The organism is Hyphomonas sp., assembly GCF_022844445.1.
Lineage (GTDB): Bacteria > Pseudomonadota > Alphaproteobacteria > Caulobacterales > Hyphomonadaceae > Hyphomonas.
Genome location: NZ_JALHLS010000005.1, coordinates 82,369 through 108,124, shown reverse-complemented (window position 1 = coordinate 108,124; position 25,756 = coordinate 82,369). Strand labels below are relative to the sequence as shown.

Annotated in this window: 27 protein-coding genes; 12 read left to right on the top strand and 15 right to left on the bottom strand. The window is 64.6% G+C overall.

Going from position 1 to position 25,756, the window contains the following annotated elements; genetic code table 11:
* Window positions 1–29 precede the first annotated feature (29 nt).
* The 3 genes from Q0C17_RS07595 to xseA are packed head-to-tail and all read right to left on the bottom strand — an operon-like array spanning window position 30 to window position 3,442.
* Window positions 30–1,442: an FAD-binding oxidoreductase gene (locus Q0C17_RS07595; protein ID WP_291203758.1), complete on the bottom strand. Its 1,413-nt coding sequence runs from the start codon at window positions 1,440–1,442 to the stop codon at window positions 30–32.
* Complete coding sequence (locus Q0C17_RS07590) at window positions 1,439–2,050, bottom strand: FMN-binding negative transcriptional regulator (protein WP_291203755.1); 612 nt, start codon at window positions 2,048–2,050, stop codon at window positions 1,439–1,441. The genes Q0C17_RS07595 and Q0C17_RS07590 overlap by 4 nt, the downstream gene beginning before the upstream one ends.
* A gap of 3 nt (window positions 2,051–2,053) precedes the next feature.
* On the bottom strand, window positions 2,054–3,442 hold the full coding sequence (gene xseA / locus Q0C17_RS07585) for an exodeoxyribonuclease VII large subunit (RefSeq protein WP_291203752.1): 1,389 nt from the start codon (window positions 3,440–3,442) through the stop codon (window positions 2,054–2,056).
* Between the two features lie 147 nt (window positions 3,443–3,589).
* Between xseA and purD the strand changes: the two genes are divergently transcribed.
* Entirely contained in the window at window positions 3,590–4,882 is a 1,293-nt protein-coding gene (purD, locus tag Q0C17_RS07580) for a phosphoribosylamine--glycine ligase (RefSeq protein WP_291203749.1), read from the top strand.
* Here purD and Q0C17_RS07575 read toward each other — a convergent pair.
* From Q0C17_RS07575 to Q0C17_RS07565, 3 genes are read right to left on the bottom strand one after another with little or no spacing between them, the layout of a single operon-like run.
* The gene (locus Q0C17_RS07575; RefSeq protein WP_291203746.1) at window positions 4,879–5,931 is read right to left on the bottom strand and encodes a zinc-binding dehydrogenase; all 1,053 of its coding nucleotides are present in this window, start codon (window positions 5,929–5,931) and stop codon (window positions 4,879–4,881) included. The genes purD and Q0C17_RS07575 overlap by 4 nt on opposite strands.
* Window positions 5,932–5,947: 16 nt before the next feature.
* Window positions 5,948–6,736, bottom strand: coding sequence for an SDR family oxidoreductase (locus Q0C17_RS07570; RefSeq protein ID WP_291203743.1), 789 nt, complete (start codon window positions 6,734–6,736; stop codon window positions 5,948–5,950).
* Window positions 6,736–7,269 carry a cupin domain-containing protein gene (locus Q0C17_RS07565; protein ID WP_291203740.1) on the bottom strand — a complete coding sequence of 178 codons (534 nt, stop codon included), beginning with the start codon at window positions 7,267–7,269 and terminating at the stop codon, window positions 6,736–6,738. The genes Q0C17_RS07570 and Q0C17_RS07565 overlap by 1 nt, the downstream gene beginning before the upstream one ends.
* A 157-nt stretch (window positions 7,270–7,426) precedes the next feature.
* Between Q0C17_RS07565 and Q0C17_RS07560 the strand changes: the two genes are divergently transcribed.
* On the top strand, window positions 7,427–8,077 hold the full coding sequence (locus Q0C17_RS07560) for a TetR/AcrR family transcriptional regulator (RefSeq protein ID WP_291203737.1): 651 nt from the start codon (window positions 7,427–7,429) through the stop codon (window positions 8,075–8,077).
* A gap of 389 nt (window positions 8,078–8,466) precedes the next feature.
* Here the strand turns inward: Q0C17_RS07560 and Q0C17_RS07555 are convergent, their stop codons facing one another.
* On the bottom strand, window positions 8,467–8,721 hold the full coding sequence (locus Q0C17_RS07555; RefSeq protein WP_291203734.1) for a DUF3297 family protein: 255 nt from the start codon (window positions 8,719–8,721) through the stop codon (window positions 8,467–8,469).
* Between the two features lie 40 nt (window positions 8,722–8,761).
* Window positions 8,762–9,352, bottom strand: a complete 591-nt coding sequence (locus Q0C17_RS07550; protein WP_291203731.1) for a murein L,D-transpeptidase catalytic domain family protein — start codon at window positions 9,350–9,352, stop codon at window positions 8,762–8,764.
* Window positions 9,353–9,455: 103 nt separating this feature from the next.
* Here Q0C17_RS07550 and Q0C17_RS07545 point away from each other — a divergent pair, with 103 nt between their 5' ends.
* The 8 genes from Q0C17_RS07545 (at window position 9,456) to Q0C17_RS07510 (ending at window position 16,881) form a co-directional block, all read left to right on the top strand.
* Window positions 9,456–10,544: a phosphotransferase family protein gene (locus Q0C17_RS07545; protein ID WP_291203728.1), complete on the top strand. Its 1,089-nt coding sequence runs from the start codon at window positions 9,456–9,458 to the stop codon at window positions 10,542–10,544.
* Window positions 10,541–11,773 (top strand): MFS transporter, encoded by a 1,233-nt coding sequence (locus tag Q0C17_RS07540; RefSeq protein ID WP_291203725.1) that lies wholly within the window; start codon window positions 10,541–10,543, stop codon window positions 11,771–11,773. Before Q0C17_RS07545 ends, Q0C17_RS07540 begins: the two co-directional genes overlap by 4 nt.
* Window positions 11,774–11,817: 44 nt before the next feature.
* A complete protein-coding gene (locus tag Q0C17_RS07535) occupies window positions 11,818–12,726 on the top strand; it encodes a hypothetical protein (protein WP_291203722.1) in 909 nt (302 codons plus the stop codon).
* Complete coding sequence (locus Q0C17_RS07530) at window positions 12,723–13,064, top strand: MmcQ/YjbR family DNA-binding protein (protein ID WP_291203719.1); 342 nt, start codon at window positions 12,723–12,725, stop codon at window positions 13,062–13,064. Before Q0C17_RS07535 ends, Q0C17_RS07530 begins: the two co-directional genes overlap by 4 nt.
* Window positions 13,065–13,136: 72 nt before the next feature.
* Complete coding sequence (locus Q0C17_RS07525) at window positions 13,137–13,586, top strand: host attachment family protein (protein WP_291203716.1); 450 nt, start codon at window positions 13,137–13,139, stop codon at window positions 13,584–13,586.
* Between the two features lie 78 nt (window positions 13,587–13,664).
* Entirely contained in the window at window positions 13,665–14,576 is a 912-nt protein-coding gene (locus tag Q0C17_RS07520) for a crotonase/enoyl-CoA hydratase family protein (protein WP_291203712.1), read from the top strand.
* Between the two features lie 62 nt (window positions 14,577–14,638).
* The gene (locus Q0C17_RS07515; protein ID WP_291203710.1) at window positions 14,639–15,919 is read left to right on the top strand and encodes an amidohydrolase family protein; all 1,281 of its coding nucleotides are present in this window, start codon (window positions 14,639–14,641) and stop codon (window positions 15,917–15,919) included.
* Window positions 15,920–16,032: 113 nt separating this feature from the next.
* Entirely contained in the window at window positions 16,033–16,881 is an 849-nt protein-coding gene (locus tag Q0C17_RS07510) for an OmpA family protein (RefSeq protein ID WP_291203707.1), read from the top strand.
* Between the two features lie 4 nt (window positions 16,882–16,885).
* On the opposite strand, the gene Q0C17_RS07505 is transcribed toward Q0C17_RS07510, so the two are convergent.
* Genes Q0C17_RS07505 through Q0C17_RS07475 form a run of 7 tightly spaced genes read right to left on the bottom strand, consistent with a single transcriptional unit; the run spans window position 16,886 to window position 23,527 of the window.
* Entirely contained in the window at window positions 16,886–17,956 is a 1,071-nt protein-coding gene (locus tag Q0C17_RS07505; RefSeq protein WP_291203704.1) for a DUF2855 family protein, read from the bottom strand.
* Between the two features lie 21 nt (window positions 17,957–17,977).
* A complete protein-coding gene (locus Q0C17_RS07500) occupies window positions 17,978–18,724 on the bottom strand; it encodes an enoyl-CoA hydratase/isomerase family protein (RefSeq protein ID WP_291203701.1) in 747 nt (248 codons plus the stop codon).
* Window positions 18,721–20,052: a cytochrome P450 gene (locus Q0C17_RS07495; RefSeq protein ID WP_291203698.1), complete on the bottom strand. Its 1,332-nt coding sequence runs from the start codon at window positions 20,050–20,052 to the stop codon at window positions 18,721–18,723. Before Q0C17_RS07495 ends, Q0C17_RS07500 begins: the two co-directional genes overlap by 4 nt.
* A gap of 8 nt (window positions 20,053–20,060) precedes the next feature.
* On the bottom strand, window positions 20,061–20,789 hold the full coding sequence (locus Q0C17_RS07490; RefSeq protein WP_291203695.1) for an SDR family oxidoreductase: 729 nt from the start codon (window positions 20,787–20,789) through the stop codon (window positions 20,061–20,063).
* A gap of 14 nt (window positions 20,790–20,803) precedes the next feature.
* The gene (locus Q0C17_RS07485; protein WP_291203691.1) at window positions 20,804–22,141 is read right to left on the bottom strand and encodes a cytochrome P450; all 1,338 of its coding nucleotides are present in this window, start codon (window positions 22,139–22,141) and stop codon (window positions 20,804–20,806) included.
* An 18-nt stretch (window positions 22,142–22,159) separates the two neighbouring features.
* Entirely contained in the window at window positions 22,160–23,104 is a 945-nt protein-coding gene (locus Q0C17_RS07480) for a pseudouridine synthase (RefSeq protein WP_291203688.1), read from the bottom strand.
* A gap of 21 nt (window positions 23,105–23,125) precedes the next feature.
* A complete protein-coding gene (locus tag Q0C17_RS07475; protein ID WP_291203685.1) occupies window positions 23,126–23,527 on the bottom strand; it encodes a hypothetical protein in 402 nt (133 codons plus the stop codon).
* Window positions 23,528–23,819: 292 nt separating this feature from the next.
* Here Q0C17_RS07475 and Q0C17_RS07470 point away from each other — a divergent pair, with 292 nt between their 5' ends.
* The gene (locus Q0C17_RS07470) at window positions 23,820–24,830 is read left to right on the top strand and encodes a flagellar biosynthesis protein FlhF-like protein (protein ID WP_291203682.1); all 1,011 of its coding nucleotides are present in this window, start codon (window positions 23,820–23,822) and stop codon (window positions 24,828–24,830) included.
* 16 nt (window positions 24,831–24,846) lie between these two features.
* Window positions 24,847–25,674, top strand: a complete 828-nt coding sequence (locus Q0C17_RS07465; protein ID WP_291203680.1) for an AAA family ATPase — start codon at window positions 24,847–24,849, stop codon at window positions 25,672–25,674.
* Window positions 25,675–25,756: the final 82 nt, after the last annotated feature.

The following is a 25,756-nucleotide window of genomic DNA, read 5'->3' as shown; positions in this document are numbered from 1 at the left end:
TGGTGAAATGCGTCATGAAAGCAGGGCGATCAGACGTCGACGACGCGGCCCGGGTTCATGATGTTCAAGGGGTCGAGTGCTTTCTTGATGGCGCGCATCGCGTCGGTGGCGGCGGGCGGGCGCAGGCGGGCGAGTTCGTCGCGCTTCAGGCGGCCGACGCCGTGCTCGGCGGAGATGGAGCCGCCGAATTCCATGACCGTGTCGAATACGGTGCGCGTGACCGCGGCTTCGTGCTGTTTCAGGACGGGTGTCGAGGCCCCTGCGGGCTCGACCACCGAGTAGTGGAGATTGCCGTCGCCGACATGGCCAAAGATAACAAAGTCCGCAGGCGGAACAAGTTTCCGGACGTTCGCATTGCACGCCGCAATGAAGGCGGGGATCCGGCTGATCGGAACGGAGATGTCCTGATTGAGCGCGGTGCCGTAGGCGCGTTTGGATAGCGGGATCGTCTCGCGAATGTTCCAGAAGGCTTTCGCCTGCGTTTCGCTGGCGGCGATGGCAGCGTCCTGCACGAGGCCGGCTTCGGCGCCGGCTTCGAGGGCGGCGGCGAGGAGGGCTTCGGCCTGCTCGGCGCGTGGCTGGGAGATTTCGATGAGAACGCGCCATTCGGCATTCGCGGGCAGCGGATCGCGTGTGCCCGGAATATCGGCGACGACCATCGAGACGGCGTTGGCTGGGATGATCTCGAAGCTGGTTACAGAGTCGCCCGCATGGTCGCGCACGAGGGCGAGGAGTTTCACGACGTCTTCGGCGGTCTCGACAACGACCCAGCCTGTCGCACGCTGGACTTTCGGGAAGAGCTTGAAGGTCGCCGCCGTGATAAGGCCCAGTGTGCCTTCGGCGCCGGCGAAAAGGTGTTTGAGGTCATAGCCGGTATTGTTCTTGCGCAGGCCGGAAAGTCCGTCCCAGATCTGGCCGGAGGGCAGGACCACTTCGAGGCCAAGGATCAGGTCGCGCATCATGCCGTAACGCAGCACGGCGACGCCGCCCGCATTGGTGGAGATGAGGCCGCCGAGCGTGGCGGTGCCTTGCGAGCCGAGCGCGAGGGGGAAGAGGCGGTTGGCCTTTTCGGCTGTTTCCTGCGCGGCGACGAGCGTGGCGCCGGCTTCGATGACCATGGAATTGTTGAAGGGATCAACCTCGCGCACAGCGTTCATGCGCGTCATCGACACGCAGACTTCGCCATGCGGCGTGCCGCCATCGACCAGGCCGGTATTGCCGCCTTGCGGCGTCATCGCGACACGGTGGGCGGCGCAGAGTTTGACGAACGCGGCGGCTTCTTGCGTAGAGGCCGGGCGGGCGATGAAGGGCGTTTCGCCCTGATAGGTCCCGCGCCAGGGCGTTGAGGCGGCGCTCAGTTTTTCCGGATCGTCCGTCCAGCCTTTCGGGCCGAGCAGGTCCTTGGCGGCGGTGAGGAAGGCGGGGGGCGGGGGCGAGGTCATAGCGGCAGTTTACGCATTTCCTGAGCGATGGCGAGGCCGCCGGCTGTCGCAGAGAGGCCCTCGATCACGCCTTCGCGGGATTCGGTCGTCTTGTTCTGGCTGAGCTTGGTGATGCCTTCGAGACGAACGGGGGTGAGCTGGAAGGCGCGGATGCCGCGCAGCATCAGCTCGAACGCGCCGGGGGCCATCTTGGCGCGGGTCCAGGGCGGCTTCGGCAGGAGGAGCCCTTCGAAATGGTCCGAGACATCGTCAAGGAACCTGGTTGCGTCCGTCGGCTCGGCGGCGCCGTCTGCTTCGACGGAGAGGTAGTTCCAGGTAGGCACCTGATCGGGAACCGGGCCGTACCAGTCGGGCGAGATATAGGCGTCCGGACCGGTGAAGACGATCAGCGCGGACGCGCCGGACTCAAGGCGGCGGGTCAGCGGATTGTGCGCAGACAGATGAAAGCGCAGGCGCGGTGTGCCAGTCTCCATGTCGGCAAGCACGGGCGTATGGGCCGCGAGTGGGGCGACTTCGCCATTGGCGCAGACAAGGCCGAGCGGATAGGCACGAATGCGGGCGAGCAGCGTTTCCGGATCGGATTCGCGAAAGAACGGGGCGGGGTGCATGGGTTAGAACAGGCTGCCCTGCTGGCCTGGCTTGCGCGGCGGGGGCTTGGGCTTGGACGGCGCACTCCCGAGCGGCGCAGCGGCGACGTCACCGTCGGCGAAGCTGACCTTGAATTCATCCGTAACGGCCGCAATGTCCGCCGAGCGGATGAGGCGGCCATCGGTGCCGCGCACAAGCGCGTAGCCGCGCTTGAGCGTCGCCTGATAGGACAGCGTCTCCAGCATCTTGGCTTCGGTGTTCAGCGCAGCGGCGCGCTTTTCGATGAGGCGCATCAGGGCGGGTCGCGCGCGGACGGAGACATCACGCAGCCGTTGGCGACTTGTCCGGATTTCGGATTTCAGAAGCGCCGGCGAGAGCTGCAGGCGTGAGAGCTTCAGGCGCGCTTTCTGTGTCAGCGCGAGGGCGGCTTTCGGCAGGTTGGCGCTGGCAAAGTCCAGCCGCTGCCGGGCAGGTTGGAGCAACATTTCCGGGCGCGGCAGGCGTGCGGCAGCGAGCTTGTCACGGCTGCGGGAGAGGGCGCGCGTGAGAGCGCGCTTCAGGCGCTCGCCGCTCTCGCCGGTGGAGAGGAGAAGTTCCGTCCGTACCGGGACGGCTATCTCGGCGGCGCCGGTGGGCGTGGGCGCGCGGCGGTCTGAGACATAGTCGATCAGCGTCGTATCGGTTTCGTGCCCAACCGCAGAGATCAGCGGGATCTCGCTCTCGAAGGCAGCGCGGACGACGATTTCTTCGTTGAAGGGCCAGAGGTCTTCGATGGAGCCGCCGCCGCGTGCGACGATCAGCACGTCGGGGCGGTCCGGGCCGGTCATCGCGTTGAAGCCGCGGATGCCGGCGGTGACCTGGGCGGCGGCCTGCTCGCCCTGTACGAGGGCGGGCCAGACGATGACGCGCACGGGAAAACGCTCGCGGATGCGGTGGAGAATGTCGCGGATAACCGCGCCGGTCGGCGAGGTGACGACGCCAATGGTGCGCGGCATGTAAGGCAGCGGTTTCTTGTGCCTCGGATCGAAGAGGCCTTCAGCGGCGAGTTTCTTCTTGCGCTCCTCGAGGAGCTGCATAAGCGCGCCGGCGCCAGCCGGGCGCATGGAGCTTGCGATCAGCTGGTAGGCGGAGCGGCCCTCATAGGTGGAAAGGCGGCCCGTCGCGATGACCTCGAGGCCTTCTTCCGGGCGGAAGGGCAGGCGTTCGACCTGGCCGCGCCACATGATCGTGTTGAGGACGGCCTTGTCGTCCTTCAGGTCCGCATACATGTGGCCGGACTTGGCAATGGTGACGCGCCCAAGCTCGCCGCGCACGACGACATGATCATAGTTCGTCTCGATCGTCCGCTTCAGGCTGGCGGCGAGTTCGGAGACCGAGAGGGCGTGGTCGTTGCTGGGGGGCGAGTCGCTCATGCGCCCCTTGTCGCAAGGCGCAGGCGGGCGGGCAAGGGCGGGCTGGCAATGGGGGGTTTTCGGCTGGCGGAAAATGTTCGCGTGGTGTCCTAGGCAGGCCGCCTCAGCTCTTGATCTCCAGAGCCGCTCCGCGCATGGAGCGATCCCATGAACATTCTCCTGATCGGATCGGGCGGCCGTGAACACGCCCTGGCCTGGAAGATGGCGGCCTCCCCGCTGGTGGACGTGGTGCACTGCGCGCCGGGAAATCCCGGCATGGACGCGGTCGGACCGTGTTTCGACGTGGCGGCGGACGATGTGGACGGGCTCGTGAAGCTCGCGCTGCAGGTCGAGCCGGACTTGGTGGTGATCGGGCCGGAGGCGCCGCTGGCGCTGGGGCTTTCTGACATTCTCCGGGCACGCGGGTTTGACGTGTTCGGGCCGTCGAAGGCGGCGGCGCAACTGGAGGCGTCGAAGGCGTTCTCGAAAGCGCGGATGGTGAAATACGGCGTGCCGACGGCGGCATATGGCGAGTTCACCGAAGCGGGACCGGCGAAGGCATTTCTGAAGAAGATGCAGGCCCCGTATGTGCTGAAGGCGGATGGCCTCGCGGCGGGCAAGGGCGTCGTGATTGCGGAGACGCTGGCCGAGGCGGAAGCGGAAGTCGACGAGATGCTGTCCGGTAAGTTCGGCTCGGCCTCGGCAACGCTGGTGATCGAAGAATTCATGCACGGCGAAGAGGCGAGTGTGTTCGTCATCACCGACGGCGTCGGCGCGGTCTACTTGCCTGCGGCGCAGGACCACAAGCGCGTCGGGGACGGCGACACGGGGCCGAACACCGGCGGCATGGGCGCCTATGCGCCGGCGCCGGTCGTTAGTACAGAGATCATGGAGCGGGTGAAGCGCGAGATTGCCCAGCCAATGCTTAAGGGCATGGCGAAAGACGGGATGCCGTATCAGGGCGCGCTGTATATCGGCATCATGGTGACGCCTGAAGGGCCGAAGGTGGTCGAGTTCAACGCGCGCTTCGGCGACCCCGAATGCCAGGTGCTCATGAAGGGCCTCACCGGTGATATCGTGCCGTTGATCCTGATTGCAGCGACAGGCGGGCTGAAGGGCAGCGAGAAGGATTTCGAGCGGCTGCTGGAGCTGGAAGCTTTCCGGCCGACGGCATCGGTCGTTATGGCGGCGAAGGGCTATCCGGGCAGCTATGACAAGGGCAGCGTGATCGAGGGCGTGGACGCCGCGAATGCGTTGCCGGGTGTGACGGTGTTTCATGCAGGTACGGACATTGCGCCGGGCCACAAGCTGGTTGCGAAGGGTGGGCGCGTTTTGAACGTGACGGCGAGCGGCGCGACGCTGAAGGAAGCGGTGGAGCGCGCCTATGCAGGCGTGGACGCGATCGGCTGGCCGGAAGGCTTCTGCCGGCGCGATATCGGCTGGCGGGCGCTGAAGGATTAGGCGTTCGGGTCGATCAGGATCTTGATTTCGGTCGGGTTCTTCGCGAGGGCGTCGAAGGCGGCTTCGGTGCTTGCGAGGGGCTGCCGGCTGGTGATGAGGCGCGCAGCCTTGTCCGGGTGGGCTTCGATCAGCTTCAGGGCGGCGGCGAACTCTTCGGGCCGGTAAGCGAAGCTGAACTCTAGTGTCAGTTCACGGAGGATGCCGTCGAGCGGCGTCAGCTTTTCCTCGTGCGGGCAGACACCGGCGACGATGATGTGGCTGTGCGGCGGAGCGCCCTTGATAACCTGGTCGATGAGGCCGGGGGCGCCAGTACATTCGAAGATGTTGGGGCCGGGTGGCAGGCCGCGGAAATCGCGGGCTAGCAAGGGTGACATCGTATGCGGCGTAAAGGCGAGCGTGTCCCAGTGCGTGAAGGCGGACTCCGTGGACGGATCGACCACGATGTCGGCGCCGAGGGCGGCTGCGGCCGCGCGGCGCTCGGGTGAGAAATCCGCGGCAAGGATCGGGCCGCGGCCCTGAAGGCTGAGCGAGAGGATGACGGCGAGGCCTACCGGGCCGCAGCCGATGACGACATTCGGGCCTTTGTGGCGCCTGGCGAGGTTGGCGGCGTGCAGGCCGACCGAGAGCGGCTCGGTGAGGGCGGCCAGATCGTCCGGCACGCTTTCGGGGATACGGAAACTACGCGCGGCGTCTATGCAGCTCAGGGTGGCGAGACCGCCGCCATGACCAGGGGAGATTCCGATGGTCTGCGGGCCGTCATGGGTGTGCGTGAAGGGCAGGCCAGTGATGCGGTCTCCGGACTTCAGCTTCGTCTCGGTGCCCGGCGCGATGCCAATGACTTCAGCGGAAAATTCGTGGCCCGGAATGATCACCGGCAGCTGTTCGGCGGGGAGTGTTTCAGCAAGCGCGGCGAGTTGCTTGCGCAGCGAAAGGTCACTGCCGCAGATGCCGGTGAACAGCGGGCGCACGAGCAGCTGGCCGACGGTGGGTGTCGGATCCGGCATATCGCGGACGGTGAAGGCTTTGCCGTGAAGTGTGGCGGCGCGCATGATCCGTGTCCTGAGCTTACAGGTTGGGTGGCAGCAGGAACCGGGCGACTTCCGGCTGGCCGGTATGAGCCGTGGTACCGCCATCGGCGACCACGATGGCGCCGGTCATGTAGGAGGCATCACCCGAGGCGAGGAAGGCGACGACCTTGGCCATTTCCTCGGGCTGGGCGGCGCGACCGAGCGGGATGCGGCTGGTCCACTCGTCCCTGAGGCCCGGCATCTGGGAGACGCCGGCCGTAATCGGCGTATCGACGAGGCCTGGGCAGAGGGCGTTGACGCGAATGCCGTCGCGGGCGTGGTCCACGGCCAGCGCGCGCGTGTAGTTGATAACGGCGCCCTTGGCGGCGTTGTAGGCGGCGAAACGATAGTCGCCGCCCATGCCGGAGATAGAGGCCGTGTTCACGATGGCGCTGCCGGCGGGCATATGGGGAATGGCGAAGTGGCAAGCGTAGTAGACGCTGTTAAGGTCGACAGCGATGATGTTTTCCCACTCGGCGGGGGCGAGTTCGACGGAGGTGCCGAAGCTGCCGATGCCGGCATTGTTGAACAGGATGTCGATGCGGCCATGCCGGGCGACGGCAGCCTTGATGAGGGCTTCGACCTCGTCAGCTTTCGACACATCGCACTTTACCGCCATGGCAGAGGGTCCGAGGCTGGCGGCGAGGCTTTTGCCGCCATTATCTCCAATGTCGGCGAGGACGACATGCGCGCCTTCCTGCCAGAGGAGACGGGCAGTGGCCGCGCCAATGCCGGAGGCTGCGCCGGTGATGACGGCGACCTTGTTCTCGAAGCGGTTGGTGGTCATCAGGCAAGCACGGCGCTGGGCGGCGCGGTCTCGTTTGTCCAGTCGGGCTTGCGCGCGGTGACGGCGGCCGCGATTTTTTCCCAGGCGGGGAGCGACTTGGCGAGGAAGTTGATGTCGAAGTTTTCCTGCGTACGGAATTCGAGCACCTCTACGCCGTTCGGACCCGGCGTGTAGCGGTAAGCCTTGTCTGCGGGCAGGAAGAAGCCGTCGCCGGGGCCGAGCGTGTCGGTGCCGAGCTGCAGGGAGCCGGCGACGATGTAGTAAAGGCAGTCCGCATTGTGCGTGTGCAGAGGAAGCGGGAAGCCGCTCTTGAACCAGGCATAGGTGAGGCTGAAGCCGGGGCGGGAGAAGAGCGTCTTGACGATGTTGCCTTCAGCGAAACCGGCCTCGAGCGCTTTCGTGATCCCGGCTTCGAACTCCGGGTTCATGCCGGTGACTTCCATATGCGCCGTTTCGTCCAGCGAGGGCGCAGATGACGTGCGGTAAATTTCGTAACCGGTATTGGCGGATGGGGTGTGAACGGTGTCGGCCATGATGTCTCCTCCGGGGCCGGCTTTCTCTGGCGGGCGGCGCACCGGCCGGGCGCTGCCGTTTGAGAGAAGGTGCCTGTGAATCCAAAATCAGTCAATATTGACTGATTTTTATCTTGAGCCGGTTGACTGGCCGGGGTGGAGCAGGGTTAGTCAGTGCATGCCGAAGACACCCGCCGCCGAGACGCTGAGCGCCCCGCGCCGCCGCAACAAGCGAGGCGAGGCCGCGCGCCGCCAGATCATCGAGGCGGCGATCCGGTGCCTCAACGCGCACGGCTATGCGGGCACGTCGATCGAGGCCGTGATGGCGGAGGCGGGCGTCAGCCGCGGCTCGCTGCTGAACCAGTTCCCGACGCGGATTGCCCTGATGGCGGCGACCAGCGAGGCAGCGATGCAGGCGATGATTGCCGACACGCACGCACGGATGGACGCGATGCCGGACGCGGTCAGGCGTTACCGGGCGATGTGCGATGTCACCTGGGCGGCGCAGAACATGACCGAGGGAACGGCGGTGACCGAAGTGCTGCTGGCAGCGCGGCGGGACGAGGCGCTGGCGCTGGCCTTCCGTCCGGTGGCGCGGCGCATCGAGGCGGAGATTGATCAGTATACGGGGGAGCTGGCCCGGGCGGCGGGCGTGAAAGAGCGTGACATCGACGTCTGCCTGCTCCACGGGCGCCTGCTGATTCTGAGCCTGCGCGGGATCACGCTGGAGCTTTCCTTCGATTCGCGCCGCAAGATGATCAACCGCGCGCTGGACCAGATCCGCGCGCAGCACGCGGCGCATTGCGACCGGGTGCTGGCCGGGCGCTGAGGGGCAGGGCTCATCCACGGCAACGATCGCAAGGATCGCCCGGACTTCACGAAGCTCTGCGTCTGCAAACTGCGCCGGATCATACTGGAAGGTGACAGAGGGCGGCATCTCGGCCCGCGAGGCGCGAAGCGTGCTCCATTCGTTGGACAGGATGGCGCCGTCTTTCGTCCATGTCGCGGAATCCATATTCGAGCCTGCGGCGCGGCAATCGTCCGAGTCCGGCGCAAAATTGGCCAGCGTCGCCGCCGGGCAGGTCAGGCAGCGGCAGGCGTATCGGACCCGTCCGGTGGAGGCCTGGTTTCCTGCGAAGTCAGGCTGCCCCGATCCCCCCGGAAGAGGAGGGCTTGAATAAGGGTTTGAGCCTGTATTTCAAAAAATGGGGAGGCAATTCAGGCGGCCGGGGCGTCGTCCTTGAACCAGACCTCGACCGGTCCTTTCAGCGTGATCGTCAGGGGATTGCCCTTGCGGTCCAGCGCCTTGCCCGCGGTAAGCTTGATCCAGCCTTCGGAGACGCAATACTCCTCGACCGTGGTTTTCTCCTCGCCGCGAAAGCGCACACCGACGCCTCGAATGAGAACGTCATAGTTGTAGTGCGGGCTGCGCGGGTTCACGGACAGGCGGTCGGGGGGCGTTGTATCGGTCATGCGCGGGGTTTAGCCTCGCCGGGGCCGGGCGATCAAGGGATTACTTCCCTACGAAGATCAGCGTGCCTTGGGGCACCTCGTCCACGAAGCGGGCGAGGTCGGCACTTGAGAAGACGATGCAGCCGTTGGAGCGGCCGAGCTTGCCGTGCGTCTGGACGAAGGTGGGCTCGGCATAGCTGGCGGAGTGGATGACAATGGCGCGGTCCCGCGCCGTTCGATTGGTGTCGTCGAGGCCGTCGAGACGGAACGATTGGCCATGCTTGCCGGAATATTCCTCGGCGACGCGGAAGGTCCCTTCCGGGCTGGCCTGCGAGCCGTTAGCGCTGGAGAACGCGTCGAGGTAGCCGTCATGGTCAGCGTCCGAGCCGAGCCCATGGGCGGCCCGGTAGGCGGAGATTGCGCCGGTCGCCAGATCGATGACGAAGAGGCGTTCCTTGCTCGAATGCAGGCTATAGTCGACGACGACCAGCTTGTCAGTGGTTCGGCCTTTGGCGGTGTGGGCCTCCATCGCGGTTACGGCGCGTTCCAGAAGGGCGGGGCGGATCAGGCCACCCGGATCGATCGTCTTGGCGTCGGCGGAAGCTGCCGGGCCAAAAATTCCCAGCAAGAACAGGGCGAAGAGGCGGAACATGCGGGCTAGCTCCTCATGGGCGGCGACGTCGCGGCAGGTCTTGGCGCGACAGCTTGTATTGCTATGCTATCATTTAAAATCGGCAAAATTGAGAGGGAACGACATGGCAGAGGCCGCCAACGCACAGGACCTGTTTTCAGGCACCAAGGAAGTCGCCGAATCCCACCGTTTCAACGAGGCCAACCTGGCCGCGTGGATGGAGAAGCATGTCGAAGGCTATGAGGGCCCGCTGATTGTGCGCCAGTTCAAGGGCGGCCAGTCGAACCCCACCTACCAGCTGATCACACCCAAGAAAAAATACGTGATGCGCCGCAAGCCTCCGGGCAACCTCTTGCCGAGTGCGCATGCGGTGGACCGCGAGTTCACGGTAATCAACGCGCTCTGGCCGCTGGGCTATCCGGTTGCGCGCCCGTACGGGCTGTGCACGGATGAAAGCGTCGTCGGCACGATGTTCTATGTCATGGACATGGTGGAGGGGCGCATCCTCTGGGACGGCACCCTGCCGGACTCGACGCCGGCCGAACGCCGCGCAATCTATGAGGCCAAGGTCAAGACGTTCGCAGACCTGCACAACGTCGACTGGAAGAAGGCCGGCCTGCAGGATTTCGGCAAGGAGGGCGACTATATCGCGCGCCAGATCCACCGTTGGACGAAGCAGTACAAAGCCTCGGAGACGATGCACATTCCGGAGATGGAAAAGCTGATCGACTGGCTGCCGAAGAATATCCCGCCGGGCGACACGACGACGATCGTGCACGGCGACTACCGCCTCGACAACATGGTCCTGCACCCGACCGAGCCGCGCGTGATCGCAGTACTCGACTGGGAACTCTCCACGCTGGGAGATCCGATTGCAGACTTCTCCTACCACCTGATGAACTGGGTGATGCCGCCGGGCGACTCCACGCGCGGTTCGATCATGTCGATCCCGGACCTCAAGGCCTGGGGTATTCCGACGATGGAAGAATACGTGGCGCTCTATTGTCAGCACACGGGCCGCAAAGGCCTGCCGGAGCTGAACTACTACTTCTCCTACAACGCCTTCCGCCTCGCGGGCATCCTGCAGGGCATCGTCGGGCGCGTGCGCGACGGCACCGCCAACAGCGCCAATGCCGAATCAAACGCCGCGCGCGTCGTGCCGCTGGCCCGGTTCGCCTATGAGTATGCCCGCCGCGCCGGCATGAAGGAGTGACACCTCCGCCATCCGGTACGCCGGACGGCGCGCCCGGGCGGAAGCTGCTGAGCCGGCGGGAGCTTGTCCTGCTGGCTTTTGCGGCGGCGGTGGTGACGGCGAACGCCTACTATATCCATCCGATCATCGCGCTCGTCGCACAGGATTTCGGCGTCTCGCACGCGGATATCGGTCTGGTTCCGGCGCTGAACCAGATCGCGCTGGCCCTTGGCATCTTCGTATTGCTGCCGCTGGGCGACCGGTTCAGCAATCGCCAGCTCGCCACGATCTTTGCCGCCGGTCAGCTCATCGGCCTCGCGGTGATGGCGCTGGCATCTGACTTCTGGCTCTTCGTCGCGGGCTCCACCTTCCTGGGCTTCTCCACCATCACCCCCTACCTGTTGCCTGCCTACGCATCGAAGCGCGTGCTGCCGCAGCGTCTCGGGCAGGCGACGGCCACGCTGACGACCGGGGTGATCGCGGGCATCCTCGTGGCCCGCGTCGGCGCCGGATGGGTGGGCGAACATCTCGGCTGGCGGACGGTTTATTATGGCGCAGCGGGCGTGATGCTACTCGTTACGCTGCTGTTGCCGCGCATCATGGAGGACCGGGACAAGTCCGAAGCGGAGCCGCCGCAGCAGAGCCACGCGGCGCTGGTGCTTTCAGTGTTCCCGATCATTCGTCAGCACCCGGAAGTTCTGTTGTCCGGCGCAATCCAGGGACTGGGCTTCGGCATCTTCCTCGCTGTCTGGCTGGGCCTCGGCCTGCACCTGACCAGCCCGGAAATGGGGTACGGCGCCGACACGGTCGGCTATCTCGCGGCTATCTCGCTGCTGAACCTCTTCACGACGCCCGCCCTCGGCGCCTGGGCAGACCGCACGGGCCCGCGCCGCGCGCGCTTTATAATTTCGCTGATCCAGTTCTGCGCCGTCTGTCTGCTCGGCCTGTTCGGACACAGCCTCTGGCTGCTGGTCCTGCCGCTGATCGTGATGAACCTCGTCGGCCCGCTGATCGACATTACCGGCCGGATGACCTTCCTGACGCTTCCCGCTGCGGTGCGCACGCGCCTGATGACGGCGTATATCGTGCTGATGTTCATCGGCGGCGGCCTTGCGAGCTGGGCGGCGACCTGGGTGTATGAACATGAAGGCTGGGACGGCACCGCGATGCTGGCGGCCGGGCTCTCGGCGATGCTGGTGGCGTTGTCGTTCTTTGCCATGCGGACGGCTCCCGGCCGCAACAAGGCGTGACGAACGCGGCCTGGAGTGGCAGAGATATTCGAAAGGGAGACACCATGAACGAGATCCTCAAAGGCGAACTGCGCCGACCCATCAATCTGCTGACCGAGCAGAAATACGCTGGTCACAAATCGCTGCACGACGATGCCGAAGCCGCGCGCCTCGGTATCAAGGCCGGACCTGTGGAAGGGCCAACGCATTTCTCCCAGTTCGTACCGTTGCTGGCAGACGTGTGGGGCAGGGACTGGTTTGAGCGGGGGTGCTTCTCTTGTCACTTCCTCAACATGGTGTTCGAAGGCGAAGAGGTCTGGGCGGAAATCGACGCGCCGGCGCCGAACGCCACGCGCACGCTTGCCCGTGCTTTCAAAGCAGACGGCACGCCGGTGCTGGAGGCGAGCGCCAGCGTTGGACCGGACCATGGCGAGACGTTGCTCGAGGCCCGGATGAAGGCGCTGCGCCCGCCGGGTGATCTCGTTATCCTCTCGGATCTCAAGGTTGGCATGACAGGGCGCGATAACGAGATTGTCAGCATGGGACCGGATCAGCACATGGGCGACCTCTATCCCTTCTCGCTGGCCGACAAGCTCAAGGTCATCACCGAGACGGACCCAATGTATTCGGACGCTGCTGCCTCGCCCTGGGGCCGGGCGGTTATCCCGCTGGAGATGGTCAGTGTACTGGCAAACTATTCAAGTCACGGCGCCCGCTTTCCGGTGAAGAATCCCAGTATTGGCCTCTTTGCCGATCTGGAAATCCGCATGATCGACGGCCCGCTTTTCGTAGGGGAGGAGTATCTCCTGCGCCGCGAGATCGTTGCACTTTCGGAATCTCGCCGTGTGGAGAATTACTGGGTGCGCACGCGTATCTTCGATGCCGCCGGCAAGACGCAGAAGGCCGAAATGCTGCTCAACCATGGTGTGATGAAGGCGAGCTATCCTCACTATCCGAAAGAACGCCTTGCATGACCCCCGCCGCCTTCCGCAAGCATGCGTTGTCCCTTCCGGGGGCGGAGTGCGTGGAGCAATGGGGCGATGACCAAGTCTACAAGATCTCGGGCAAGATGTTCGCGGTTACCGATGCGGCTTTCACGAAGATATCGTTCAAGTGCAGCGACGAGGCCTTCTACCTGCTGATCGACTCCGGCGCAGCGATTCCGGCGCCTTATCTGGCCCGTGCAAAATGGGTTCGTGTTGAAGCCGATGGTCTTCCGGACGCAGAGCTTTGCGGGCGTATCCGGCAGGCCTATGCCATCGTCCGCAGCGGCCTGACGAAGAAAGTCCAAGCCGCTCTGCCGCCCTTCTGAGACTAGGTAACTTTACGGACTGACCCGTCGGCACACATGGCGTTTGCTGAGCCTGCAATCACGGAGGCGTCGATGAAGCTCAAGACAGGCATGTGGGTCGTTGTCGCCGATGGAGGCCACGCGATCGTCTTCGAGAATCAGGGCACTGCGCTCGCGCCGGAATTGAAGGCGCTCAAGGTCTACAATCAGGACAACCCGCGCACGCACGAGCAGGGCCGCGACCAGCCGCCCCGTACAATCCAGTCCGCTGACGGGCGTCGGTCGGCGCAGGAAGCACCGGACCTGCACCAGATTGCCGAAGACCGTTTCATTGACCGGATCGCCGCAGATCTGGCCGCCGAAGCGGCCCGTGGCGCCTTCAAGGCCATCGCGGTCGTGGCGCCGCCGGTCTCGCTCGGGCGTTTCCGCAAGGCGGCAAGTGGAGAGTTGTCGAAGCGTGTAGTTGCATGGATCGACAAGGACCTGACCAAGCACCCGGTTCCGGCGATCGCTGAGGCTGTCGCCCGCGCGATGGAAGACTGAGTGACCGGGCGCCGCGCCGCGTCTTGGCAATTGACGGAAGGCGGGGGATAGTCAGGGTTCCCATCAGGAGCGCCCGCAATGACTGGTTTTGAAACGATCCTCTACAGCACACAGGACGGCCATGCCCGCATCACGCTGAACCGCCCGGCCAAGCTGAATGCGTTGTCCTATGTCATGCAGAACGAACTCTGCGCGGCACTCTGGGAAGCGGACAATGACACGTCCGTACACAGCGTAATTTTGGAAGGCGCGGGCCGGGCGTTCTGTGCGGGATATGACCTGTCAGGCGCGGACGGCGAGGTTGCCGTCTCGCCGGTCGAGGACAGGGCGGAGAAATCCTATCGTGGTCATCGCTCCATTGACGATGACGCCTGGCAGCTCGAGCGCCAGCAGCGCTGGCGTATGGCGATCTTTGACATGCACAAGCCGGTCATATCGAAGGTACATGGCTATTGCCTCGCAGGGGGATGCGACCTGGCGCTGATGAGCGACATGGTGATCGCCGCCGAATCGGCCACGTTCGGCTTCCCGCCGGCGCGCGATCTCGGCGCATTGCCAAACCAGTTCTGGGTTTATCATTGCGGGCCCCAGTGGGCGAAGCGGCTGATGCTGACCGGCGACACGATCACTGGCCGCGAGGCGCAAGCGATCGGCCTCGTGATGAAGGCCGTGCCGGAGGCAGACCTCGAGGCGGAAGTCACCGGCCTTGCCGCTCGCCTCGCATTGATCGATCCGGACCTCCTTTCCGCCAACAAGCGCATCGTAAACCTCGCGATGGAATTGATGGGGGCCCGCACGCTGCAGCGGCTTGCCGTGGAGAACGATGTGCGCGGCCACAATACGCGCGCCGCTGGCGGCTTCCGCAAGTCGGTACAGCAGAACGGCCTCAAGGCGACGCTGCGCGCCCGCGACGCGGCTTTCGGCGATGGCCGTGCCCGGGTGGATGGGCCCGAGACGCGCGACGCGGATGGACGGTTGATCGGGGACTAGCGCGTTGATTCTGCGGCGCACTGCATTACGGTGGCGCCAGATATTCCGGGGAAGGACCCAACATGAAAAAGCTCGCTGCCGCGCTGATCGGCGCTGTATCCCTGTCTGCCATGGCGCATGCGCAAGACGCCGTCATTCAGGCGGGCCACGTGATGGCGGTGCCGGGCGAGGGTTACCTCACCAACCAGACAATTCTCGTCGAGGACGGCCGCATCGTCTCGGTGACGCCAGGCTTCACGGTGCCGAAGAAGTATCCCGTCATCGATCTGAAGAAGGCTTACGTCCTGCCGGGCCTGATCGACAGCCATGTGCATATCACGTTCGAAGGCGGCCCGGCCAACCGCCTCAAGGGCTTCGAGGACTCCGATGTCGACGCGGCCTTCAATGGTGCGGATTTCGGGCGCAAGACACTGATGGCGGGCTTCACCACCGTGCAGGATGTTGGCGGCGGAAATGATTCCATCTTCGGCCTGCGCGACGCCATCGCGCGCGGCGCCGTGCCAGGGCCGCGTATCCGCGCCTCGGGACGGGCCATCGCGGTCACCGGGGGGCACGGCGACATCAACGGTTTTTCCGCCAAGGTGATGGCCGCGATGACGGGCAGCAATATCTGCGACGGCGCGGACGATTGCCGCCGCGCCGTGCGCCAGCAGGTCAAGGAAGGCGCTGACCTCATCAAGATCACCGCGACCGGCGGCGTGTTGTCGAACACGGCGGCCGGCCTTGACCAGCAATTCTCCGACGAGGAACTCGCGGCGATCGTCGAGACGGCGCATTTCATGGGCCGTAAGGTCACCGCGCACGCGCATGGCAAGGGTGGCATCGATGCCGCCCTCCGCGCGGGTGTCGACTCAATCGAGCACGGCTCCTTCATGGACGCCGAGTCGGTTGCGCTGATGATCGAGAAAGGTGCGACGCTCGTGCCGACCGTCCTGGCCGGCGCTACGGCGGCCGGCTGGGCGCGCACCGATCCGACCTTCCCGGAAGCCTCCCGCGTCAAGGCGCTGCAAGCGGGCCCGCTGATGCTCGACATGCTTCGCCGTGCCTATGCGGGCGGTGTCAATGTCGCTTTCGGCACGGATACCGGCGTCTCCCGCCACGGCGACAACGCGCAGGAATTTGCCCTGATGGTGGAGGCTGGCTTCACGCCAGAAGCGGCGATCCGGGCCGCCACGGTCGTCGCCTCCGAACACGTCCAGATGGCAAAGGACATCGGCACGCTGGAGACCGGCAAGTATGCAGACCTGATCGCGGTCACCGCCGACCCCCTGAAGAACATCAAGGAACTCGAGGACGTCGATTTCGTGATGAAGGGCGGTACGGTTTTCAAGCCGATCAGTTAACCTTGCCGCCTGGGCCTGCGCAGGCGTTTTGACCTCGGCGTAGCGGCGGCTTAAGGCTTGCAGGAACAGGGGCTGCCGGCCGGTTTTCCGGCCTCTTAGCTGTGAGATGAGACATGGTTGCGATCCGCTCTGGTACACTTTGCGCGTCGGTGCTGGCGCTGGCGATGTTGGGTGCGTGCGATGCGCCGCCGCCGGGCGTTCCCGCGTCTGACCAGTCTGCCGCGCATTCGCCGGACTGCGTGACGCTCGCCGAAGGCCTCTACGAGTTCGATGATGGCCAGTTCCTGGCCGTCTCTTCCGCATATGCGGCGGTTAATGGCGCGGCCGCCTGGCAGAACGAGATTGCGGCCGGCTTTGCCGGCGCGGGCTTTCCCTGGATGGGCGTGCGCATCCGTGACCGCGTCGCAGTGCTGACCGGCACTGCGCCCAGCGCCGATGCCAAGGCCGCAGCCCTTGCCTCCGGTGAAGCGGCGATCGCGGCCCATCCGCAGGCCGGCCCGGCGGGCCTCATGGTGATTGACGCCGTCTCGGTGGATGGCGGCGAGCGCGGTGTTGGCGAAGGCCTCGCAGTGCTGGCCGAGTCGCCCATCAGCCTCGACAGCTGCCAGCGCGCCTTCAACGATACGATGGCCGGCCGCAGCCTCCTGTTCGAATCCAACAATGCCCGCATCTCGCCTGTCAGCGCCAGCCTGCTCGATGCCGTCACCGGCGTGGCGACGCTCTGCAATGCTTTCGTGGTCGAGATTGGCAGCCACACTGCTTCTCCGGGTGCGGACGATTACAACCTGACGCTCTCGCAGGACCGCGCCGATGCCGTACGCGCTTACCTGATGGACCAGGGCGTGCCGGAAGATAGTCTGCAGTCGATCGGCTACGGCGAGACATTACTGCTCGACACCGCCACCACGCCGGAAGCCAACGACCGCAACCGCCGCACCGAATTCAAGGTGATTTCGCGCTGAGCCTTCAGAAGCTCAGGATAAGGCCTTTTGACGGCGGCACTTTCGCGTCCAGCGTATTCAGCCAGGCTGCCGCAATTGCATCCTTGCCCTTCGCCGTCTGCGGCGTGAGGTATTGGCCCGAGGCGGCATAGAAACCCCGCATCGCCTTGCCGAGACGCGCGTTCAGCACGTCTGCGCCAAGCGCCTTCGCGCGGGCGGCGGCATAGTCCGGCACGAAGAAGAATTCCGGCTGCGGATCGGGGAGCGCCACGGGCGCGCGGTTGCCTTCCCAGTCCGTCACGCCAATCACGAGGCTGCGCACGAGACGGTCCTTCAACGCGTTGTGCACATCTGCGGTCAGCGTCGGGCGGCCGAGAAAATCGACATAGGCGGTCAGGCCGCGCGCATGCAGCCGGTCGGCCGCGTCATAGGTTTCGACGCGCGCGTAGAGGCCGAGGCCTTCGACATAGGCTTTGTTGCCCGGCGAAGTGAGGCCCACCGCGTCGACCCCGCCGCGCTGCTTCAAACAATGCGCCAGCGCCAGCGCGGTCTTTGACGACGCGCTCGAGATCACCACGGTTTCCGGCACGTTCCCGCCGCCTTCCATCAGGCAGTCATCGATCATGAAGCCGGTCGTGAACAGCGGGCGGAACAGCATCTGTTCCGCTTCGAGCTTGGGGTCGTAGCCGGGATCTGCTGCCGTAAGGATGTAGGTATTGTAGATCGGCGCAAGGCCCTGCCGGTTGGCGGCCCCGTCCATGAAGCTTTCCTTGCCCACGCGCACCGGCGTCACGTCGAAAGTCTCCGAGATCGGAAGGTAGCCGTACACGCGCGTGCCTGCGGCCAGACCTTCGGCATTCGACTCCGTCACGGTCGCGAAGCCCCAGACTGGCACGCGCCCGTAGGAGGGATCAGCCGCCGGAAAGAAATTCCAGTACCCCATCGCCTCGCCGAAGGTTGCGTAAGTCACGTTGTTGGCGGTCAGCGCAAAAGCCTCGACCTTCAGCCGTGCAGCGCCCGGCGCGAGCGGGCCCGGCTTGGTGTCAGTCCATTTGCCTTCGCGCAGGTCCGCGCGCTTGATCAGGAAATCTGCCATGAACGCCGTCCCCTTGGCTGGTTACTTCTTCGGTTTGCCCATGAAGGCGCCGATTCGCGCCTGCATGTCAGGGCCGACGCCCTCGCTGTTCAATACTTCCCATTGCAGGCCGCTGTCCATGTCTCGTGCGTCGGTCGCGTCCAGAAGCCGCTTGTTGGCGGCATGGCTGAATGGCGAGTTGGCGAGGATCTGGCGCGCGAGGGTGTCAATCGCAGCCTCGAACTCCGCATCCGGCACGACCGTCTCGGCAAGCCCGATGCGGAACGCTTCTGCCGCATTGATCATCTCGGCGGTAAACATCAGCCGCTTCGCGGTGGCCACGCCCACGCGGCGCGGCAGGCGCTGGCTCATGCCCCAGACCGGTGTCAACGCCCATTTGGCGTGGGTGTCTCCGAACTTCGCGCTTTCTGCAGCGAGAATGAAATCCGCTGCCAGCGCCACTTCCAGCGCGCCGGTATAGCAATGTCCGTGTACGGCGGCGATCACCGGCTTCGGCAGCCGCTCCATCAGGCGCAGCGTCTCCGAATGCCAGCCGCGCGAAGGCACCTTTTCGCCTTCGGCAATATCGGCGAGGTCATGTCCGGCAGAGAAGCACTTGCCCGCTCCGCGCAACACGACGCAGCCGATGGACTCGTCCTTGTACAGGTCGCTGACATGGTCGCGCAGTTCGCGGAACATGCCTACGGTCAGCGAGTTCAGCTTGTCCGGCCGGTTGAGGGTAAGAAGGGCAAGGCCGTCCTTGTCCTGGCGTGTGACGAGATCGCTCATGCGCCGAGGTCCACCATCAGAGAAGAGATCGCGTGCACGAAATTGTTCGGCGCCAGCGTCATCTCGCCTGTCGCGCGCACGTTCGGGAAACGGCCGAGAATCTGCCGGTAGGCCGCCTCCAGCTGCATGTTGGCGACGCGCTGGCCAAGGCACACATGCGGGCCATGGCCGAAGGAGAGGTGTTCCTTCGCATTGCTTCGGCGGATGTCGAACCGGTGCGGATCAGCAAACTTTGCCGGGTCGCGGTTGGCGGCGGGATAATACATTACGATCTTTTCCTCGGCCGCGATTTTCTGCGCGCCGAGCTGGGTGTCCTGCGTCGCGGTGCGGCGCATGTAGGTCACCGGCGTGACGAGGCGGATCGCTTCATTGACGAAGTTCGGGAAGAGGTCCGGCTCGGCCTTAAGCTCATTGCGGATGTTTGCGTTGTCGGTGATCAGTTTCATCGTGCCCGACAGCGAGTTGCGCGTCGTGTCATTGCCCGCGAATACGATCAGAAGCCACGAGCCGTCGAGGAATTCCGGCGACAAGGGCTTTCCGTCGATCTTCACGTTCGCGATGGCGGACAGAAGATCCGGCTGCGGATTTTTCCGCCGCTCCTCCAGGAGGTAGCGGCCGAACTCGAACATCGCCTGGATTTCCGAGAGGAAGGTCATGATCTGCTCGGGCGAGACGTTGCCGAGGCCTTCCTGCTGCGCCTGGTATTGCGAAGTCTCCAGGAAGTGCATCCAATGCACCAGCTTCGGCCGGTCGGCCGCCGGCACACCGAGTATCTCGCACAGCGTGAACAGCGGCAGCTCGGCAGAGAACATCTCCACCATGTCAACCACCGGCCCTTGCGCCTGCATGGAGTCCAAGAGGCGATTGACTTCCGCTTCCACCTTTTTTTTCAGCTCGGCCACGAAGTCCGCGCGGAAATAGGCCATGTGCTCCATGCGCAGGGGCGTGTGGTAGGGTCGGTCAAGATTTATCAGGGAGTTCAGCGAGGAGGAATGCAGCAGCGGATGGCGCGGCACGCCCTCCATGCCGTAATTCATCAGTATACCGCCTTTCTGGGACGAGAAGGTCTCCGGCGTAAGCTCCACCTTCTTGACGAGGTCGTAGCTTGTCACCGCCCAGAACCCCGCGCCCATCACTTCCGGATGCCACATCACCGGCGCGGTCTCACGCATCTTGGCGAACGCGTCATGCGTATAGCCGCCGCGCCGCGAGAACACTTCCGGGTCCGTCAGGTCCGCGGGCGGTGTCAGGCTGGAGGCCCTGGGATACTTGGGCTCGGAGGGGGGGCGCTCGACCTGATAGGTTTCGGTCACATTCTGAAAAGTCATCGCTCGTCTCACATTTCCTGTTCGATCGGGCGAATGACGATGTCATTGACGCCCATGTTCCGCGGGCTCGCCACCGCGAACAGTACGGCATTCGCAATGTCCTCGCCTTCGAGGCCCTTGTAGTTGAAGCGGCTCCCGATGCCCGCGATCACCGCTGGGTCCTTGATCGAGAAGCCGAGCTCGGTGTTCACCTTGCCGGGATAGATGCAGGTCACGCGGATGACGCCGGCTGTCTCTTTCCGGAGGCCCTCGGAGATGGCTTTCACCGCATGCTTGGTGCCACTATAGACCGCCGAGGTCGGGTTGGTCATCAGTCCGGCCACGGAGGATACGTTGATCACGTGTCCCTCCTTACGTTCAAGCATGTGCGTCAGCACCGCGTCTATACCGTAGAGAACGCCCTTGATGTTGACATCGATCATCTGGTCCCATTCCGCCACGCGCCGGTTGGCGAGCGGAGAGAGCGGCATGATGCCCGCATTGTTGACGATCACATCCACCTTGCCGAACGCCTTGATGGCGGCTTCGCCCAGTTTAAGCATGTCGCCATGGTTGGCCACATTGGTCACCCGCCACTCTGCAGTGCCGCCGATTTCTGCGGCCAGGGCCTTCAGCCTGTCTTCCCGGCGCGCGGCCAGCATCACCTGCGCGCCGGCGGCGGCAAGCACTCTGGCCGTCGCGGCGCCAATGCCGCTTGAGGCCCCTGTAACGATGACAGATTTGCCTGCAGCGGTCATGACGATCTCCTGATCTAGAATCTATACCGTACCGGGATGGATTTCGGGCCGCCCACGAAGTTTGCTTTGATGAAGCTCGGCTCGCCGGCAAGTTCGATGGACTTCACGCGGCTGAACAGTTCTTCGTAGATCGCCTGCATTTCGAGGCGGGCGAGGTGCATGCCAAGGCACATGTGCCCGCCATGGCCGAACGAGATGAGCTTGTTCGGGCTGCGGTCGGCTTTGAACTTGAACGGCTCATCGAAGACTTCCTCGTCGCGGTTGCCGGACGGATAGCAGAGCAGCAGGCTCTCGCCCTTCAGGACCTTCTTGCCACGCAGGGTATAGTCCTCCTGAGCGGTGCGCATGAAATGCTTCACGGGTGTGGTCCAGCGAATCGCCTCGTCTACTGCCGTGCGCGACATGCCCTTCGGATCCGCCATCATCTTCTTCAGTTGGGCAGGATCCTGCAGCATCGCCAGCACGCCGCCGCCGGTCGATGCGCTCGTCGTGTCATGGCCGGCTGCCGCGGTGATGATGTAATAGCTCATCGCTTCCAGCTGGCCGATCGGCTCGCCGTCCACCATGCCGTTGGCGATAACGGTCGACACATCGTCCTTCGGGTTCGCACGGCGGTCGGCGGTGATCGAGGTGAAATACATGAAGAACTCAGCCAGCGTCGCCTGGATCGAGGCGAGGCCTTTCTCGACGTCGCGCTCCTCGGCGAGCGACTTGTCACGCATCAGGTCTTCATCCTGCGCGCCGAAAATCTCCTGCGTCAGTTTCAACATCATCGGTTCGTCCGACTCTGGAACACCGAGGATCTGCATGATTACGCGCAGCGGATAATACAGCGCCACATCGCGCTGGAAGTCGCATTCCCCGCCGAGGTCTTCCATCCGGTCGACATATTGCCTGGCAATCGTCTTGATTGCGTCTTCGCGCTTCTTCACGTTCTGCGGCATGAACCATTCCTGGGTCAGGTGGCGCAGCTTGTAGTGCAGCGGATCGTCGAGTTGCACGAGCGTCTTCAGGAGGTGCGGCTGGCCGAACTTCGCATACACGCCTTTTTCGGCCTCGTGGTAGGAGAGCATCTCGCGCTCGCCATTCGTGAACAGCGCGTTCTGCCGGCTCACTTCCATGATGTCGGCATGCTTGGTCACGGCCCAGAAGGGACGGAACGCTTCCGGCTCGCACCAGGCCAGCGGGTCTTCGGCGCGCAGGCGCGTGAAGGTCGCGTCCAGCAATTTGTGATCGGCGTAAACCGCGGGCGTGACGATCAGGTTACACGTCTCCGCTGCCGCCCTGCTCATGGTACGCGCTGGATCAAACTTGGTCTCAGGCGGCGCGGCGAGCGCGACAGTGTCGGCCATTATATGTTCTCCGGCAATTCAGGGGCGGCGCGGGTTTTTCCGCTTCGTCCCCAATGTATCCGGACGCGGCCCCCTGCCAAGGTGTGACTTAGCGGCAGGCTTCTTCTGCGGCGCGGCAGAATCCATTGGCGCGCCAAGACTTGCCAGCGCTTCGGCCAGCAGGCCCGTGGGAATTTCCTCCACCTGTCCGGGCTTCAGGACGTCCAGCAGGAAGGGCCCATAGCTTACCCGGATCAGCCGGTTCACGGTCAAGCCGACGGCTTCCAACGCGCGGCGCACTTCGCGCTTCTTGCCTTCCGACAGCGTGACCGTCAGCCAGGAATTGGCGCCCATCTCGCGGTCGAACACGGCCCGGATCGGCGCATACCGCACGCCCTCCACCGTGATCCCGCTTGCCAGCTCGTCAATCTTCTGCGGCGTCACCGTGCCTTTGGCCCGGGCGCGGTAGGTGCGTTCGAGGCCGGACCTCGGCAGCTCCAGGAAGCGGGCGAGCTCGCCATCATTGGTCAGCAGCAAGAGGCCTTCGGTCGTCAGGTCGAGCCGGCCGACGGTGACGACGCGGGGCAGGGACTTCGGCAGCTCGTCAAAGATCGTGCGCCGACCCGCCGGGTCATCGGTCGTGGTGATCAGGCCTGAGGGTTTATGATAGCGCCAGAGCCGCGTGCCATCCGGCGCGGAAATCGTCTTGCGGCCGACCTTGATCGTCTCGCGGCCGGTCACCTTGAACGCCGCCGAGGTCAGCGTCTTGCCGTTCACGCTGACATCGCCCGCCTCGATCATCCGCTCGATCTCGCGGCGCGAGGCCACGCCGGCCCGGGCGAGGTATTTGGCAATCCGCTCGCCGCCCTCGTTCCACTCTTCGTCGGTCTTGGGGGTGCCGGCAGGTGCGGGCTTCCCGGATGCAGTGGGGCGCGGGCCGGACGGTTTCCGGCTGGGGCGGCCCGTCTCGCGACGCTCCGTCATGGTTTTATCTTTCTTCTGGTTTCAGCCGGTGAACTGAAGGATCGGCGCTGCAATGGCAAGCCCGAGCGCGATTTCCGTCGCCATCCAGATCGGGATGATCTTCGCTTCGCCGCCCTTGCCGCGGTCAAGCAGCATCGAGAAAGTCCGCCCGATCGCGGCGCCGAACCAGCCTGCCGCAATCGGCAGCGCTGCCGCCAGCCCCATCGCCGCCGGTGCGTGCAGCACCACTATGAAGGCCGAAAGGTGCAGCAGCAAAAGCAGGCCGCCATAGGTCGCCCGGAACTCCGAATACCCGCCCGGTTTTGCCGGATCGGGCTGCAACCGCACGACGCCCGCCGCCCAGTTCGGGGAAAACAGGGCGCCAAGCCCCAGCAGCGCGCCGAGGCCAAGCCCGATCAGCGCAAGGATTTCACTGTAATGCATCGTCTCATCCCCGTTTTCAGACCCAAGGATAGGGCGAAACGGGTTGGAAGGAAGTTAAGCGCTGAACCTGTCTGCCCGCCGGCGCTCCGCCAGCCGTCTTCCCCAGCGTAAAGCGCGTCCGGTTGCGCCGATATCAGGCCTTTTGCGGGCGCGCCGCCAACATGAATTCGCGGTAAATACTAACCCGGTTTGGCAAAAAATTAACCATTTCCCGGCTTTGCTGGAACCTGAGTTTCGCGGTTTCCGGCAGAATCACTGTCCCAGCCGCCCAGCGTCGCGAGGAAGCCGCCCCATGCGCATGAAGATGTTCGCTGCAGAGTCGATGGAAGCTGCCAAAGCGATGATCTTCGCGGAGATGGGCTCTGATGCCGTGATTCTTTCCGAGCGCGAAGTGGAAGGCGGCGTCGAAGTCCGCGCCGCGATCGACCGCATGGGCGCAGCGGCCGTCGGCAATGAACCCGTTTTCCTGCGCGATGCCCGCGCCGGCGGCCATGGCCGGGGCGTCGACAATCCGATGTATGCCCGCGTCCGAGACGCGTTGCTCTGGCACGGCGCCCCGCAGCGCTTTGCCGACCGCGTCGCGCATGAAGGCGCCGGCCGCCTTCCGGGCCAGTTCGCCGCGCCGGAAGACGCGATGGCCGAGGGCCTCGCCCGGATGATCACCTGCGACCCGATCCCGGCGCGCTTCGACCGCGACATCCTGCTCGTCGGCCCGCCCGGCCACGGCCGCACCGCCACCGCTGCCAAGCTCACGCGCCGTGCCTCGGTTGCCAGAGCCGAAATCATCCCGCTCGCCGCCGACCTCGACGGCTCCGGCGCCGGCGCGCAGCTCGCCGCCTATCTCGAACTTGAGCGTGAGCAGATCCGCGTCGCTGAAACGCCAGACGCGTTGTTCGCAACGCTTCGTACCTTGCGCAATGAAAACCGCCGCTGCGTCATCGACCTGCCAGCCATCAATCCGTTCGAAGGCGACGACCTCGCCAGCCTTGCCGATCTCGTGGCCGCCATCCGCGCCGAGCCCGTTCTCGTCCTCTCCGCTGAGGGTCACCCGGACGATCTCGCGGAAGCGGCCCGTGCCTTTCAGCGTGCCGGCGTACGCCGCGCCATTCTCACCAAACTCGATGTCGTCCGCCGCCGCGGCGGCGCCATCTCGGCCCTGACGTCTGCGGGCATCGCCTTTTCGCACCTTGCCATAACGCCGTTCATCGGCGGGGGCCTGGTGCCGGCGGCGCCTTCGCGGCTCTCGGCGCTTCTGATGGAAGAAGCCCGAGGCGACGTCATCGCCCTCAGAGGAGCAGCCTGATCCCATGAGCTTCACCATGCGACGATCCCAGGACCGCCCCGCTGTGCGCCCCCCGCCTCGGGTGCTGCCCGCCTCCATTATTGCCGTGGCCAGCGGCAAAGGCGGCGTCGGCAAGACCTTCGTCTCGATCACCCTTGCCTCGGCCCTCGCCAAGGCCGGCCGCCGCGTGCTGCTGGTCGATGGCGATCTCGGCCTCGCCAACGTTGATGTCCAGCTCGGCATCGCGCCCGAGACCGATCTCGCCGCCGTTGTGGCCGGCTGGGTCGAACTTGATGACGCGGTCACGCCTGTCGATGGCGGCGCAGGTGGCGGCGGTTTCGACGTGCTGCCCGGGCGCTCCGGCTCTGGCGCGCTTGCAGAACTCCCGACCGAGGAAGTCGCGCGCCTGGCTGCCGGCCTCTCAGCGCTCGCACTGCAATACGATCACCTCGTGCTCGACCTCGGCGCAGGCATCGAAGCCAACTGCATGCGTCTTGCACGCGCTGCCGACAAATCGCTCGTCGTCATCACGGATGATCCCGCCTCGATGACGGACGCCTACGCCTTTATCAAGGTCCTGAAAGGCTACGCGCCGCAGGTCGAACCTATCATTGCCATCAACCAGGCCGACACGCGCGCCGCAGGTCAGCGGACCTATGAAGCGATCGCGCGCGCCTGCACCACCTTCCTCGGTTTCCGGCCCCGTCATGCCGGCACCGTGATGCGGGACTCGAAAGTCCGCGATGCCATCCGTTGTCAGAAGACATTGATTTCCACAGACCCGCAGGCCCAGCCTGTGCAGGATGTCATGGCCATCGCACAAATGCTTATCGGCGAGGGGCAATCCGCGCACGTGGGCAATTGATCCGTATCGGGAATTATGAAGACTTCGCCAGAGTCTAAGCGCCACATTAACTAGTTGAAAAGAATGCGGCGTTAAGATTCAC

What these genes read in the sequence shown, in the direction of transcription:
- Q0C17_RS07590 (WP_291203755.1), bottom strand. Translation starts at nt 2,050, where the DNA reads ATGCACCCCGCCCCGTTCTTTCGCGAATCCGATCCGGAAACGCTGCTC.
- Q0C17_RS07515 (WP_291203710.1), top strand. Translation starts at nt 14,639, where the DNA reads ATGAAAAAGCTCGCTGCCGCGCTGATCGGCGCTGTATCCCTGTCTGCC.
- Q0C17_RS07475 (WP_291203685.1), bottom strand. Translation starts at nt 23,527, where the DNA reads ATGCATTACAGTGAAATCCTTGCGCTGATCGGGCTTGGCCTCGGCGCG.
- purD (WP_291203749.1), top strand. Translation starts at nt 3,590, where the DNA reads ATGAACATTCTCCTGATCGGATCGGGCGGCCGTGAACACGCCCTGGCC.
- Q0C17_RS07595 (WP_291203758.1), bottom strand. Translation starts at nt 1,442, where the DNA reads ATGACCTCGCCCCCGCCCCCCGCCTTCCTCACCGCCGCCAAGGACCTG.
- Q0C17_RS07465 (WP_291203680.1), top strand. Translation starts at nt 24,847, where the DNA reads ATGCGACGATCCCAGGACCGCCCCGCTGTGCGCCCCCCGCCTCGGGTG.
- Q0C17_RS07545 (WP_291203728.1), top strand. Translation starts at nt 9,456, where the DNA reads ATGGCAGAGGCCGCCAACGCACAGGACCTGTTTTCAGGCACCAAGGAA.
- Q0C17_RS07480 (WP_291203688.1), bottom strand. Translation starts at nt 23,104, where the DNA reads ATGACGGAGCGTCGCGAGACGGGCCGCCCCAGCCGGAAACCGTCCGGC.
- Q0C17_RS07525 (WP_291203716.1), top strand. Translation starts at nt 13,137, where the DNA reads ATGAAGCTCAAGACAGGCATGTGGGTCGTTGTCGCCGATGGAGGCCAC.
- Q0C17_RS07470 (WP_291203682.1), top strand. Translation starts at nt 23,820, where the DNA reads ATGCGCATGAAGATGTTCGCTGCAGAGTCGATGGAAGCTGCCAAAGCG.
- xseA (WP_291203752.1), bottom strand. Translation starts at nt 3,442, where the DNA reads ATGAGCGACTCGCCCCCCAGCAACGACCACGCCCTCTCGGTCTCCGAA.
- Q0C17_RS07560 (WP_291203737.1), top strand. Translation starts at nt 7,427, where the DNA reads ATGCCGAAGACACCCGCCGCCGAGACGCTGAGCGCCCCGCGCCGCCGC.
- Q0C17_RS07500 (WP_291203701.1), bottom strand. Translation starts at nt 18,724, where the DNA reads ATGAGCGATCTCGTCACACGCCAGGACAAGGACGGCCTTGCCCTTCTT.
- Q0C17_RS07575 (WP_291203746.1), bottom strand. Translation starts at nt 5,931, where the DNA reads ATGCGCGCCGCCACACTTCACGGCAAAGCCTTCACCGTCCGCGATATG.
- Q0C17_RS07510 (WP_291203707.1), top strand. Translation starts at nt 16,033, where the DNA reads ATGGTTGCGATCCGCTCTGGTACACTTTGCGCGTCGGTGCTGGCGCTG.
- Q0C17_RS07505 (WP_291203704.1), bottom strand. Translation starts at nt 17,956, where the DNA reads ATGGCAGATTTCCTGATCAAGCGCGCGGACCTGCGCGAAGGCAAATGG.
- Q0C17_RS07565 (WP_291203740.1), bottom strand. Translation starts at nt 7,269, where the DNA reads ATGGCCGACACCGTTCACACCCCATCCGCCAATACCGGTTACGAAATT.
- Q0C17_RS07485 (WP_291203691.1), bottom strand. Translation starts at nt 22,141, where the DNA reads ATGGCCGACACTGTCGCGCTCGCCGCGCCGCCTGAGACCAAGTTTGAT.
- Q0C17_RS07570 (WP_291203743.1), bottom strand. Translation starts at nt 6,736, where the DNA reads ATGACCACCAACCGCTTCGAGAACAAGGTCGCCGTCATCACCGGCGCA.
- Q0C17_RS07495 (WP_291203698.1), bottom strand. Translation starts at nt 20,052, where the DNA reads ATGACTTTTCAGAATGTGACCGAAACCTATCAGGTCGAGCGCCCCCCC.
- Q0C17_RS07555 (WP_291203734.1), bottom strand. Translation starts at nt 8,721, where the DNA reads ATGACCGATACAACGCCCCCCGACCGCCTGTCCGTGAACCCGCGCAGC.
- Q0C17_RS07550 (WP_291203731.1), bottom strand. Translation starts at nt 9,352, where the DNA reads ATGTTCCGCCTCTTCGCCCTGTTCTTGCTGGGAATTTTTGGCCCGGCA.
- Q0C17_RS07520 (WP_291203712.1), top strand. Translation starts at nt 13,665, where the DNA reads ATGACTGGTTTTGAAACGATCCTCTACAGCACACAGGACGGCCATGCC.
- Q0C17_RS07535 (WP_291203722.1), top strand. Translation starts at nt 11,818, where the DNA reads ATGAACGAGATCCTCAAAGGCGAACTGCGCCGACCCATCAATCTGCTG.
- Q0C17_RS07530 (WP_291203719.1), top strand. Translation starts at nt 12,723, where the DNA reads ATGACCCCCGCCGCCTTCCGCAAGCATGCGTTGTCCCTTCCGGGGGCG.
- Q0C17_RS07490 (WP_291203695.1), bottom strand. Translation starts at nt 20,789, where the DNA reads ATGACCGCTGCAGGCAAATCTGTCATCGTTACAGGGGCCTCAAGCGGC.